The sequence below is a fragment of the Burkholderia sola genome (assembly GCF_905400185.1).
Lineage (GTDB): Bacteria > Pseudomonadota > Gammaproteobacteria > Burkholderiales > Burkholderiaceae > Burkholderia > Burkholderia sola.
Window position 1 is genome coordinate 276,176 of record NZ_FR989677.1, and the last position, 11,571, is coordinate 287,746.

General features: G+C 64.9%; 13 protein-coding genes and 1 pseudogene. 10 read left to right on the top strand and 4 right to left on the bottom strand.

Annotated elements, in window-relative coordinates; translation table 11 throughout:
* The first annotated feature begins 94 nt into the window (after positions 1 to 94).
* From KR541_RS31305 to KR541_RS31320, 4 genes are all read left to right on the top strand, one after another.
* Positions 95 to 625: a hypothetical protein gene (locus KR541_RS31305; protein ID WP_050013608.1), complete on the top strand. Its 531-nt coding sequence runs from the start codon at positions 95 to 97 to the stop codon at positions 623 to 625.
* Complete coding sequence (locus KR541_RS31310) at positions 618 to 944, top strand: hypothetical protein (RefSeq protein ID WP_124592592.1); 327 nt, start codon at positions 618 to 620, stop codon at positions 942 to 944. The genes KR541_RS31305 and KR541_RS31310 overlap by 8 nt, the downstream gene beginning before the upstream one ends.
* 18 nt (positions 945 to 962) lie before the next feature.
* Complete coding sequence (locus tag KR541_RS31315; protein WP_216090214.1) at positions 963 to 1,808, top strand: MBL fold metallo-hydrolase; 846 nt, start codon at positions 963 to 965, stop codon at positions 1,806 to 1,808.
* Positions 1,809 to 2,153: 345 nt separating this feature from the next.
* Entirely contained in the window at positions 2,154 to 3,719 is a 1,566-nt protein-coding gene (locus KR541_RS31320; protein ID WP_050013606.1) for a methyl-accepting chemotaxis protein, read from the top strand.
* 9 nt (positions 3,720 to 3,728) lie between these two features.
* Here KR541_RS31320 and KR541_RS31325 read toward each other — a convergent pair whose 3' ends face one another.
* A complete protein-coding gene (locus KR541_RS31325; protein ID WP_050013605.1) occupies positions 3,729 to 4,136 on the bottom strand; it encodes a DUF3224 domain-containing protein in 408 nt (135 codons plus the stop codon).
* 343 nt (positions 4,137 to 4,479) lie between these two features.
* Here KR541_RS31325 and KR541_RS31330 point away from each other — a divergent pair.
* Together KR541_RS31330 and KR541_RS31335 are read left to right on the top strand one after the other, a co-directional pair.
* Positions 4,480 to 4,860 (top strand): annotated as a pseudogene (locus KR541_RS31330) (acetoacetate decarboxylase); the annotation flags it as partial.
* A 43-nt stretch (positions 4,861 to 4,903) separates the two neighbouring features.
* Entirely contained in the window at positions 4,904 to 6,154 is a 1,251-nt protein-coding gene (locus KR541_RS31335; RefSeq protein ID WP_124637450.1) for a saccharopine dehydrogenase family protein, read from the top strand.
* A 76-nt stretch (positions 6,155 to 6,230) separates the two neighbouring features.
* On the opposite strand, the gene KR541_RS31340 is transcribed toward KR541_RS31335, so the two are convergent.
* On the bottom strand, positions 6,231 to 7,109 hold the full coding sequence (locus KR541_RS31340; protein WP_175975996.1) for a LysR substrate-binding domain-containing protein: 879 nt from the start codon (positions 7,107 to 7,109) through the stop codon (positions 6,231 to 6,233).
* 132 nt (positions 7,110 to 7,241) lie between these two features.
* Here KR541_RS31340 and KR541_RS31345 point away from each other — a divergent pair, with 132 nt between their 5' ends.
* Complete coding sequence (locus KR541_RS31345) at positions 7,242 to 7,874, top strand: FMN-dependent NADH-azoreductase (protein WP_216090042.1); 633 nt, start codon at positions 7,242 to 7,244, stop codon at positions 7,872 to 7,874.
* A gap of 50 nt (positions 7,875 to 7,924) precedes the next feature.
* Here the strand turns inward: KR541_RS31345 and KR541_RS31350 are convergent, their stop codons facing one another.
* Positions 7,925 to 8,542 carry a LysE family translocator gene (locus tag KR541_RS31350; RefSeq protein ID WP_089490116.1) on the bottom strand — a complete coding sequence of 206 codons (618 nt, stop codon included), beginning with the start codon at positions 8,540 to 8,542 and terminating at the stop codon, positions 7,925 to 7,927.
* Between the two features lie 67 nt (positions 8,543 to 8,609).
* On the opposite strand from KR541_RS31350, the gene KR541_RS31355 reads away from it, so the two are divergent.
* Together KR541_RS31355 and KR541_RS31360 are read left to right on the top strand one after the other, a co-directional pair.
* On the top strand, positions 8,610 to 9,533 hold the full coding sequence (locus KR541_RS31355) for a LysR family transcriptional regulator (RefSeq protein WP_089490115.1): 924 nt from the start codon (positions 8,610 to 8,612) through the stop codon (positions 9,531 to 9,533).
* A gap of 464 nt (positions 9,534 to 9,997) precedes the next feature.
* The gene (locus tag KR541_RS31360; protein ID WP_050013599.1) at positions 9,998 to 10,330 is read left to right on the top strand and encodes a cupin domain-containing protein; all 333 of its coding nucleotides are present in this window, start codon (positions 9,998 to 10,000) and stop codon (positions 10,328 to 10,330) included.
* A 173-nt stretch (positions 10,331 to 10,503) separates the two neighbouring features.
* On the opposite strand, the gene KR541_RS31365 is transcribed toward KR541_RS31360, so the two are convergent.
* On the bottom strand, positions 10,504 to 10,803 hold the full coding sequence (locus KR541_RS31365; protein WP_050013598.1) for an H-NS histone family protein: 300 nt from the start codon (positions 10,801 to 10,803) through the stop codon (positions 10,504 to 10,506).
* Between the two features lie 226 nt (positions 10,804 to 11,029).
* On the opposite strand from KR541_RS31365, the gene KR541_RS31370 reads away from it, so the two are divergent.
* On the top strand, positions 11,030 to 11,518 hold the full coding sequence (locus KR541_RS31370) for a RidA family protein (RefSeq protein ID WP_089490114.1): 489 nt from the start codon (positions 11,030 to 11,032) through the stop codon (positions 11,516 to 11,518).
* Positions 11,519 to 11,571: the final 53 nt, after the last annotated feature.

Consider the following 11,571-nt stretch of genomic DNA (forward strand, 5'->3'; position numbering starts at 1 on the left):
AGGCTGAGTTTAAGTCGATATCTACGCGGGAAGCCGCAGATTAGCATTACGTCACTGCACTGAATATCCCGCATTCGAAGCGAAGGACAAGCCGATGATCTACACCGTGGAATGCAGCTTCGCCGACCCTGCCAGCGAAGCCGAATGGAACGACTTCTACAACCTCGACAAGCTGCCGGCGCTCATCTCGGTGGCCGGTTTTCACACGTCGCAGCGTTTCAGCGCGATCAGCGACGGTTGCCCCGTCTATCTGGCCGTTCACACGATCGACGGCCTCGACGTACTGACCGGCGACGAATATCGGCAGAAGGGCGGCGGCAATTTCGCGCGGTGGCAGCAGCACATCACCGACTGGCACCGCAACCTCTATAGCGATATCGGTCGTGCGCCGGCGGTCAATGCCGACGAACTGCTCGTGCTGAGCGCCAGCGGGCCCGACTCGCTGATCCAACTGGGCCTGAAGCCGCTGGCCATGCAGGCCGTCGCGCTGGAGCAGTGTCCGGCGCGCCGCTGGCTCGCGGTCCTGCGGCACAGCGATGCGCCGCTTGCCGGGAACGTGCCGGCCGACCTCGATCTGTACGCACCGATGACCGAGCAACTGACGAAGGCCGCCCGCGATGCCTAACGTGACTTTCCATATCGATGCGGAACGCATGCCGCCTGACGCAAGCCTCGCCGAACTGTCCGGCGACTGCATCGAACTCTGTACGGATGTCCTTCAGGCGGAACAGCGGAATGTCCACATCATTTACGTGGCGGTCCGGCACGGCTGCGGGCATCCCGTTTTCGCGGAAATCCGCTATCGCGTGGCGTCGTTTCGCCCGCCCGCGGTCATGAACGCGTTCATGGAAGCGCTGGATCGAGCAATCGTTCGCCGCACGGGGCTGACGGCGCGCATCCGTTGCTTCGGTCATGCCGCGCCGGACCTTCACGCCCGTAACTAGTCGCTGCGGAGAAGCATGATGTCCAACGTTACGTTTCCCGGCCGGCGTGTCGGGGATTTCACGATCACCGCGATCAGCGACGGCTACCTCACGGCCAGCCTCGATTTCCTATCGAATATCGACGCGACCGACGCTGCCGGGATGCAGCGCGCGGCCGGGCAGCAGCAGCCGTCCGCCGTGCATATCAACTGCTACGTGGTGCGCGGCGCGGGCCGCACGATTCTCATCGATGCCGGAGCGGGCGGCATCAAGGAATGGGGTGGCCGCCTGCACGGCAATTTGCGGCTCGCCGGTATCGATTCTGCCGCGATCGACACCGTCCTGCTCACCCACGCCCATCCCGACCACGTCGGCGGGCTGGTGAATGCGGCCGGACACGCGGCGTTTCCGAATGCGGAACTGGTCGCGCATCGACGCGAGGTCGAATTCTGGCGCGACGACGGCAACCTGAGCCGCGCCAGCGAACGCGCGCGCGGCAATTTCCGGATCGCGCGTCACGCATTCGACGCTTACGGCGACGCGCTGCGGACCTTCGACGAAGGCGAGGTGCTGCCCGGAATCGCTGCCATACCGCTACCGGGGCATACCGACGGACATACCGGCTACCTGCTCGAATCCGGCGATCAGGGCCTGCTCGTGTGGGGCGATATCGTGCATTTTCCGCATATCCAGATCAAGCGGCCGGATGTGTCGATTGCGTTCGACCAGGATGCGTCGCAGGCGGCGACCACGCGCTCGCGGCTGCTGGATCGGGTCAGCGCGGAAGGGCTGCTGATCGCCGGCATGCATCTGGGCGAGCTCGGGTTCGCGCGAATCAGGCGAACGAACGGCGAATACGGGCTGTTTTACGAGACCGACGCGTGACGCGATGCCGGTGATCCCGCTGGAGCCGCCTGCCGACATGCCCTACGGCGACAGGCGGGCAATGGGGTAGTACGCGTGCGGAAACGTTTGGCAGATCGCCACGCACCAGCGCGACCTGTCGGCAGATTCGCTCCAGGCTCGGCGGCGGCCGGTAGCCGCGCTGCTTCCCCCTTCCCCTGTCGCAATTGTCAAGATTCGCGTCGCTTGCGGATAAAAGCCGCCCGTTCCCTGCGCCGTTAACCCGTTCGCAGCTCCCGCGCCGCGTACTGCGTGATGGCGCGCGTCGTTCGTGTTCCGGAATTCACATCCGCCGCCGGCCGTGCCCGGCCGGCTCAAGGGAACGTTATGCGAAAACAACTCACTATCCGTGGTGGCCTCGTCGCGACCATCGCCGGCTATACCGTGCTGCTCGTGCTGGTGGTCGGCGCCTGCATCGCGGCGCTCTACGTCGGCAACGGCTCGCTCGAGGCGATGTACCGCGACGACACCGCGTCGCTGCTGCACCTGAAGACCAGCTCCGAGCGAATGCTGGTGCTGCGCGAACGCATGAGCGACGTCGCGCAGATCATCAGTGCCGGCCAGCCCGCGAAGGACGAAGTCGCGCAACTTCACGCGCTGCTCAAGCAGAGCAACGACGAACTGGACGCGTACACGCGTCTGCACGCGCGCGACGCCAGCGAGCAGGCGCTGTTCGACACGCTGCAGAACCACCGTCGCGCGCTGCTCGACCGCGTGTTCCTGAAGGCGCTGTCGCAGCTCGACGGCGACGACGCGTTCAACTTCCTCGATACGCAGCGCACGGCGCCGCCTGCGTTGTTCGCCGCTTACCAGGCGGCGATCGATGCGCTCGAATCGTTCCAGGTCACGCGCCAGAAGGCGCGCTACGAGGCGGCCGGCGTCAATTTCCACCGGATCGTGTGGGGGATGGGCGCGGTCGCGGCGCTGGCGCTCGTCGTCGGGTTCGTGGCGCAACGCGTACTCGCGAAGGCGATCATCGAGCCGATCAACCTCGCGGTCGACCAGTTCGAGAAAATCTCGAAGGGCGACCTGACCGGCGCGGTCGTCGTCCCGGGCGACAATGAAATGGCGTATCTGCTGAATGCGCTGAAGCGGATGCAGGACGGCCTCGTCGATACCGTGAGCCAGGTGCGCGCGAGCACCGAGACGATCGTCGGCGACGTGCGCACGATCGCGAGCGGCAACGTCGATTTGTCCGCGCGTACCGAGCAGCAGGCCGTGTCGCTGCAGCAGGCGGCCGCGAGCGTCGAGCAACTGACGGCGGCCGTGCGCCAGAACGCGGACAACGCGCGCGATGCGCGCACGTACGTCGAGGGCGCGGCCGGCATCGCGTCGCGCGGCGGCGAAGCGATGCAGCGCGTCGTCGAGACGATGTCGGAAATTTCGACCAGCTCCACGCGCATCTCCGGCATCGTCGGCGTGATCGAGAGCATCGCGTTCCAGACGAACATCCTCGCGTTGAACGCCGCCGTCGAAGCCGCGCGCGCGGGCGAGCAGGGGCGCGGGTTCGCGGTCGTCGCGACCGAGGTGCGCGGGCTGGCCCAGCGCTGTGCGGCGGCGGCGAAGGAAATTCGCGAGCTGATCGGTCATTCCGCGCGACGCGTCGAAGACGGCAGCGGCCTCGTCGCACGGGCCGGCTCGGCGATGACCGAGCTCGTCGCGGCGGTCGAGCGCGTCAATGCGATCATGGGCGAAACCAGCCAGGCATTCGACGAGCAGTCGTCGGGCATCGAGCAGGTGAACGCCGCGGTGATCCAGATGGAGCAGACGATGCAACGCAATGCCGCGCTGGTCGAGGAGGCGGCGGCCGCGGCACTGTCGCTCGACGAACAGGGCGCGCGGCTGAGCGCGGCGGTCGCGCAGTTCCGGCTGCGCGAAGCGGCGCTCGCGTGACGGGTGCGCTTATTGCGGTGCGTCCGGCAACGTGTAGTCGAAGCGATACGCGTGCTGGCCGTTATCGATATCGATGAGCATCGTGCCGGACAGCCCGAGCAATGCGTCCGTGCCGGAATCGGGCACGACCGTGATCGACTGCGTCGGCTGCCCGCGCGTCATGGTGGAGCTGTGCTGCAGGACGAAGCTGCCCTTGCGTCCGCCGAGCACGCCTTTGACGGTTTCCATCGCCACGTAGCCGGCCGAACCCTGAACGCTGCTGCGAAACGCGAGCATTTCGCCCTGGCTGACGGCTTCCAGATCGCCGTGAAAATGCTTGTCCAGCGACATGCGGCCGAGCCCGCTGCTTTCCGCGACGTGACTCAGGGGTTCCGGATTCAGCTTCACCTCGAACGGACCGCTGGCCTGCAGTTTCATGACTGTTCTCCTCGTTGAATGGGCAAGCGGCACTATAAGCCAACGCTGCCGACGGCGGCTGATCGTCCCTATGCGCGATGATCGTCCTGTTTGATACGCGAAAGGACCGACTTGAAAGGTGCGCCGCCGTAGTTCGACAGGTTCCTCTACTCGTCGCCTTGACCTTGAAGTCGACTTGAAGCTTAGAGTGCTTGCCGACGACAGTGAATCGGCAGGCTTCGGATCTCGCCTGTCACTGGTCGACCATCGACGGGAGACAACGAACATGGACAGGCGTTTTACACAGGTCGAATTCGGGCCGCACACGGTCGACGTGCCCGAGGGCGGGTACTACGACCGATTTGCGGATACCGACGTGAACATCGGCGCCACGGCGCGCGCGCGTGTCGCGGGGCCGGGCGGCCGACCCGATCTGAGCCTGAGCGTGCCGCTGCCGGTGCTGACCAGCGTGCCGTCGCAATCGCACATGGGCACGACGACGATGGTCAACCGCATCGACGGCGCATGGCATCAGGCGTCGGTGCAGACCAACATGCTGTCGTTCGCGCAGCGCCTGTTGCCGCGCAACGTCGAACTCGTGCGGCACGGTGGGCCGCTCAGCCAGTTGCTCGACGGGCTCGGCGCATCCACAATCATGCGTCTCGACGTGGTCAAGGATGCGCAACTGGTGCTCAATCTGCCGACGTCGTTGACGGCCTTCGATGAACCCGGAAAGCCACGCTAACGATACGGATGCGTGCGACGTGCGCGCACCGAAGGAGTCGTCCATGCCGCAACCGACCTACGATCTCGTCGTATTCGGCGCCACCAGTTTCGTCGGGCAGATCCTGGCCCGCTATCTGTCCGACTATCTGTCGGACGCCGGTGCCGGCGAAACGCTGCGCTGGGCGATCGCGGGACGATCCGACGCGAAGCTCAGGCAGGTCAGGGATACGCTCGGCGCGGCCGCGCAGTCGGTGCCGATCATCGTCGCCGACGCGGCCGACGAGACGCAACTCCGGGCGCTGTGCGCGCAAACGCGGGTGGTGGTGTCCACGGTCGGCCCCTACGCGCTGTACGGCGAGCCGCTGGTCCGGGTCTGCGCGCAGACCGGCACCGACTATTGCGATCTCACCGGCGAAACGCAGTGGATCAAGCGGATGATCGACAAGTACGAGCCCGCGGCCCGCCAATCGGGCGCGCGCATCGTGCATTGCTGCGGCTTCGACTCGGTGCCGTCCGACATGGGCGTGTTTTTCCTGCAGCAACAGGCTCGGCAGCAGTGGGGCGTGCCGGCCGCTCACGTGAAGATGCGCGTGAAAACGCTGAAGGGTGGTGCATCGGGCGGCACCGTGGCCAGCGTGATCAACGTGGTGCGAGAAGCGGCGGCCGATCCGGCATTGCGCCGCGAACTGCTCGATCCTTATTCGTTGTGCCCGCAACGGCATGGTTTCACCGTGCGGCAGCATGCGGTTCGATCCGCCGAATTCGATCGCGACTGCGATGCGTGGATCGCGCCGTTCGTGATGGCGGCGATCAACGAGCGTGTCGTGCATCGCTCCAATGCGCTGGCCGGCCATGCGTACGGCAGCCGCTTTACCTATGACGAAGCCGTGATGACGGGCACGGGCCTGAAGGGGCGCATGACCGCGCTGACGATGGTGGCGGGCCTCGGTGCATTCATGGTCGGCGTCCTCATCGGGCCGGTGCGCGGCCTGATGGAGCGCTTCCTGCTGCCGAAGCCCGGCGAAGGGCCGAGCGTGGATGCCCAGCAGGCCGGCCGCTACGATTTGCGCTTCTTCGGCCGCGCCGACGACGGCCGAACCTTGCGTGTGAAAGTCACCGGCGATCGCGATCCGGGCTATGGCTCCACCGGCAAGATGCTCGGTCAGGCCGCGATCAGTCTCGCACTCGATTGCAGCCGTGACGGCGTGAAGACCGGACGCGGTGGCGGGTTCTGGACACCTGCGACGATGTTCGACGAACGCTATATCGAGCGTCTGGTGCGCCATGCCGGGTTGCGCTTCGAGGTGATTTGAACGGAGCACGTCAGCAACCATTCGAGCCCGGCGGGGCGCGGTACCCGTCCCGGTAATACGCTCGCGCGCGCTACCGCTACACCCGATTGCGCTTGCCCGCGCCCGTGCGGGCAGCGGTTTCGTCCAGAATCGTCGCCGCGAATTCGACGGCCGCCGGCATCCGCGCGTCGTGCATCATCACGAATTCCATCTCCGGCAGTTCCGGCAAGCCTTCGGGCAACCCCAGTTCGCGAAGCGTGTCGTCGATCGCGCTGCGCGGCACCGGCGCGATCGCGATGCCGGCGCGTGCGAAGGTGCGGATGCCGGTCACGCTGGGGCTTTCGCACGCGATCCGGTAGCGCATGCCGGCCAGCGCGAGCGCCGTGATGGCGGCGCCGCGATACGGGCACGGATCGGGGAAACAGGCGAGCGGCACGTCGCCTTCCGGAAGCGGCTCGTGGCGCGCGAACGCCCAGACGAGCGGCTCGTGCCATAACGTCGCGCCGTGGCCCGCGTGCGCGCACCGGCTGCCGATCACGAGATCGAATTCGCCGTTGGCGTGCCGCCGGAACAGGCTGTCGCCGATGTCGACGACCAGATCCAGCCGCAGGCCACGCCGCGCGGCGCCATGGCGGCGCATCAGGTCCGGCAGCCAGCCGCCTGCAAAGTCCTCCGACACGCCGATCCGCAGCTTGACGTCGGTGGCGTCACCCGTTCCCAGCCTGGCCCGCGCTTCCTCGCTCAGATTGAGCATCGCGCGCGCGTAGCCGAGCAGCGTCTCGCCATGCCCGGTGAGCGTGACGCTGCGCGTGTTGCGCACGAGCAGCGCCTGGCCGACCTGTTCCTCGAGACGAAGGATTTGCGCGCTGACCGCGGACTGGCTGAGGTTCAGCCGACGCCCGGCGCCGGTGAAGCTGCGCACGTCGGCAACCGCAACGAATGTATGAAGCAGCGCCGTGTCGAGGGGAGCATTCATTTATCACCAATCCGGGTTAATCTGATCAATTAATATCGTTTCCGGATTATAGGACGACCCGATAGGCTTCGAAGCGAAGTGGGCGAGCGCGCATCCGGCGCGCCGTCGTCACTCTTGGCAAGGACCGACGCCATGACACGCGTGCTCTATATCGAAGGCTCACCCAACAAGGCCTATTCGGCGTCCATCGAGGTGTGCAATGCATTTCTCGACGCGTACCGGCAGGCCCATCCCGATCACGAGATCCGGACGCTCGATATCTGGGATCTGCCGATGCCCGAATTCGACGGCGCCGCGCTGGCCGCGAAATATGCCGGACTGAGCGGCACGGCGTTGACGTCGGAGCAGGCGGCGGCGTGGCAGCAGATCGAGCGGCTCGCGGCGCCGTTCCACGAAGCGGACAAGTTCCTGTTCGGCGTGCCGCTGTGGAATCTCAGCATTCCGTACAAGCTCAAGCAGCTGATCGACGTGATCTCGCAGAAGGATGTGTTGTTCACGTTCGACGGAACGGGTTTCACCGGCAAGCTGGTCGGGAAAAAGGCGGCGGTGGTCTACGCGCGCGGGCTTGCCTATCAGTCGCCGGGTTCGTTTACGCCGGCCGCCGAATTCGATCTGCAGCGCCCTTACATGGAAACGTGGCTCAAGTTCGTGGGCGTGACGGACATCACGGGGATCGTCGTCGAGCGCACGTTGTTCGGTCCGGACGGGCGGGTCGACCGGAGCCGGGCGATCGACGAAGCACGAGCGATCGCACCGACGTTCTGACGTTGCTGGCGTGGGGCACCCGGCGCGGTGCACCCGGCGCGGGTCGAGCGTCAGCGCCCGCCGCGTGCGACGGCGAGCGCGACGCCGAAGCCCACCAGCAGGCATCCGAACGTGCGATCGATCCAGTGCCGCAGCGACAGCAGGCGATCGCGGACAGCCGTGGCCGAGAAACAGATCGCCACGAGGCTGAACCAGCCGGCATGGGCGGCCGCGATGAACGCGCCGTAGCCGATCTGCACGATCAACGGCGTGTCGGGCCGGACTGCCTGCATGAACAGGCTGACGATGAACACCGTGGTTTTGGGGTTCAGCGCATTGGTCAGGAAGCCCGTGCGCAGCGCGGCGAGATCGGACAGCGGCGCGACGCTCGTGTCGGCTTGCACGCTGCCGGCTTTCGTCATGAGCATCTTTGCACCGAGGTAGACCAGGTAGATCGCACCGATCAGCTTGACGGCATCGAAGAGCCACAGCGACTGACGGATCAGGAGCCCGACGCCCAGCAGCGTGTAGCTCACGTGGACCGTCACGCCGAGCCCGATCCCGCATGCGGTGAGCACGCCGGAACGACGCGACAGCATCAGGCTGTTGCGCGTGACCATCGCGAAGTCCGGCCCCGGGCTGACGACGGCGAGCAGCGTAATGGTGACTACGACTATCAATTCGGTCATGGCGTTGTTCCTGCGAAGGATAGGTTGATGGCACAATCGTATCGACCGTGCTTCATCAGGAAAAACGATGATTTCTGACCAGAATGGTGAGTCTGAATCACTATCGATTCGGACGAACCTGCCGTCGCTGATGGCGCTGCGCTGTTTCGAGGCCGCGGCGCGTCACGAGCATTTCAGTCGCGCGGCCGACGAGCTGTGCGTGACCCATGGCGCGGTCAGCCGCGCGGTGCGCTTGCTCGAGGACGATCTGGGCGTGGCGCTGTTCGAGCGGCGCAGCCGTCGCGTGTTCCTGACCGAAGCGGGCCGCACACTCGCGCAGGCCGTCCATGACGGCCTGGGCCTGATGCGTCACGCCGCCCACGCGTTGCGCGCCGAGGCCGCCCGTGCGCGGCGTTCGGTGCTGTCGTGCGAGCCGACGCTCCTGATGCGCTGGCTGATCCCGCGCTGGCCGGATTTCCAGGCGCGGCACGCGGGCGTCGATATCCATCTGGCCGCCGCGGGCGGGCCGTTCTCGTTCGACAGCGGTGTCGACATGGCGATTCGTCGCAACGATTTCGCGTGGCCGGCGGGATATCACGCCGAGCATCTGTTCGCCGAGCGGGTGGCGCCGGTTTGCCGGCCGGACAAGGTCGGTGCGTGGTTTGCGTCGCGGCGCGGCGGCCGCACGTTGAAGCCCGACGCTGCGCTGCTGCATACGCGGACCCGGCCGGACGCATGGAACGCGTGGGCGGGGGCGGCGAATCAGCCGGCCGTGAACGGGCACGGGCAGAAGTTCGATCATTTCTATTTCAGTCTGCAAGCGGCCGTCGCGGGGCTGGGGGTAGCGATCGGGCCGTGGCACCTGGTGCGCGACGACATCGAAAGCGGTGTGCTGGTTGCGCCAATGGGGTTCGTCGAGGATGGATCGGATTACTACCTGTTGACGCCGGCGCCGGTGGCGGACGGGAGTGCGCAGGCGGCGTTGTTGGGGTGGTTGAGGGGGCGGGTTTGACGGGGGCCGGTACTTCGTCGACGCTCGCTATCGATATCGACGCCCAAGACGATATTGTCGCTTATGGGGCAGACGCCATCTCGAATCGAAATAGAGAATGCATGGTCTTGCCGATGCTTGCTCATGCCAGCCAGCGAACGGAAAATGCGTTGGCGGAGACGCGTTCGCAAGCCCGCCATTAGCGTGAACCGGCCCTGGCCCGACGCTGCATAGGGCGGCAGGATGTCGACCGGCTTTTATCGAAATGACGTGTCCCGGCGCGCGCACGTCGCTAAAAGAATCCCGATGCGTGCTTTACCGCCGCAACGAATCTGCGCCGATGAAGTCGCCGTCATTCTTCATCTTTTTGATACGGTTTTTAACGATGCACGCGCAAACCTGGGCGACGTCAGGCTGCAGCGACTATTTCCCCGTCGCGTTTAAATCTGCATCCTTTACCCGAAGATCAACGACGAGGCGAAGCCATGCAACTTCAAACCGGTAATTTATTCAGCGTCGAAGGGCGGCGCGGCGGCGACGAGCGAATCGACATGCTCGTCGAGAACTCGCGCGTGAATGTCGAGCGAATCGTGTCGATGGGGCATGCGAGCCCGGCCGGGTTCTGGTATGACGACCCGCGGGCCGAATGGGTCGTGCTGCTATCCGGCGCGGCCGTGCTCGAATTCGAAGAGAATGCGACGCGGCTCGATATGCGCGCCGGAGATTACGTACTGATCGAGCCGCATTGCCGTCATCGTGTCGCATGGACGCATGACGAATTGCAAACCGTCTGGCTTGCGATCTATTACGAACGCTGAAGAAAGGATGGGCGTGCGGCACGGTCGGTGGATCAATCCGTGCACGACACGCCGATCGGGCAAAACCTCGTCAACCGGAGCGGCCATGGAATACCGCCGGTATCGATGCCCCCAATCAATGCCCAACTTGCCGGGCAGCGTGTTGAATCACGCGCCGGCCCATGCGGGGAATCTTATTCCTGGATCAGGAATCGATTGCGATTCTTCGCATCCTTGATCCATGCGGGCGCGCGACCGCGGCCCGACCAGGTGGCCCCGGTCTTCGGATCGCGATACTTGGCCTGCACGGGGGCGCCCGCCTGTTTGGCCGGCCGACCGCGGCGCGTACCGAAAATGTCTTTTTCGGTAATGCCGTATTCCGCGACTTTGGTGCGGATGTCGTCGACGATCGCCTGGAATTCAGCGGCGCGCGCTGCTTCGGCTTTCTCGGCCAAAGCATCCATTTGGGCTTTCAGTTCCTTGTAAGTTGCCATATATCACTCTTCAGGTTGTGTCCATACATGATAGCGGTTTCAGCTGAAATAATGAAGAAAATTGCTCCGACTACGAATTCCATTGTCGATATCGCAATGGATGACTGCTTCGAACACCTGAGAAGTGGCTCGGCGGGATCGTTTGCGTCCGATCTTCTCGTGCGGGACAAGCTTCGGAGACTCAATTATTCTTTATCTTTTTTCAGAGGGATTGGGGAATTCACTGATGAACAGGGATGAAAAGCTGAAACAGGTCGCAGCCGAATTCGGATTCGATCCGGACGAAACGATCAGGATCGGCGGAAAGTACACGCCGGTCGTGATCGACGGAAGCACCGCCTACATTGCCGGCCAGGTGCCGCGAATCGGGGAAGTCGTGCATTTCGTCGGTATCGTCGGCGAATCCGTTTCGCTCGAAGACGGCCGCCGCGCGGCCGGCATTTCCGCGCTGCGCGCGCTGGCGCTGATCCGTAAGCAGTGCGGCACGCTCGATGCGATCGCAACGGTGCCGCGCATGACCGTGTACGTGCGAAGCGCGCCCGGCTTCACGATGCAAAGCGAAGTGGCCGACGGCGCGTCGGACGTGTTGGTCGCGGTGCTCGGCGACGCCGGCGTCCATACGCGTTCGTCGGTCGGCGTGCTGCAATTGCCGAAGGGTGCGTCGGTCGAAGCCGATTTCATTTTCGGGCTGACTCGCGGCGGCGTCGCCGGTTGATTCGGGATCACCGCGGCGACGGGACAGCGGCCCGCGTTGTATCGATCAGTGCG

Excerpts from the sequence above, each read along its gene's own strand:
- KR541_RS31305 (WP_050013608.1), top strand. The coding sequence starts at position 95 with ATGATCTACACCGTGGAATGCAGCTTCGCCGACCCTGCCAGCGAAGCC.
- KR541_RS31315 (WP_216090214.1), top strand. The coding sequence starts at position 963 with ATGTCCAACGTTACGTTTCCCGGCCGGCGTGTCGGGGATTTCACGATC.
- KR541_RS31350 (WP_089490116.1), bottom strand. The coding sequence starts at position 8,542 with ATGACCGAATTGATAGTCGTAGTCACCATTACGCTGCTCGCCGTCGTC.
- KR541_RS31365 (WP_050013598.1), bottom strand. The coding sequence starts at position 10,803 with ATGGCAACTTACAAGGAACTGAAAGCCCAAATGGATGCTTTGGCCGAG.
- KR541_RS31325 (WP_050013605.1), bottom strand. The coding sequence starts at position 4,136 with ATGAAACTGCAGGCCAGCGGTCCGTTCGAGGTGAAGCTGAATCCGGAA.
- KR541_RS31370 (WP_089490114.1), top strand. The coding sequence starts at position 11,030 with ATGAACAGGGATGAAAAGCTGAAACAGGTCGCAGCCGAATTCGGATTC.
- KR541_RS31340 (WP_175975996.1), bottom strand. The coding sequence starts at position 7,109 with ATGAATGCTCCCCTCGACACGGCGCTGCTTCATACATTCGTTGCGGTT.
- KR541_RS31335 (WP_124637450.1), top strand. The coding sequence starts at position 4,904 with ATGCCGCAACCGACCTACGATCTCGTCGTATTCGGCGCCACCAGTTTC.
- KR541_RS31320 (WP_050013606.1), top strand. The coding sequence starts at position 2,154 with ATGCGAAAACAACTCACTATCCGTGGTGGCCTCGTCGCGACCATCGCC.
- KR541_RS31355 (WP_089490115.1), top strand. The coding sequence starts at position 8,610 with ATGATTTCTGACCAGAATGGTGAGTCTGAATCACTATCGATTCGGACG.
- KR541_RS31345 (WP_216090042.1), top strand. The coding sequence starts at position 7,242 with ATGACACGCGTGCTCTATATCGAAGGCTCACCCAACAAGGCCTATTCG.
- KR541_RS31310 (WP_124592592.1), top strand. The coding sequence starts at position 618 with ATGCCTAACGTGACTTTCCATATCGATGCGGAACGCATGCCGCCTGAC.
- KR541_RS31360 (WP_050013599.1), top strand. The coding sequence starts at position 9,998 with ATGCAACTTCAAACCGGTAATTTATTCAGCGTCGAAGGGCGGCGCGGC.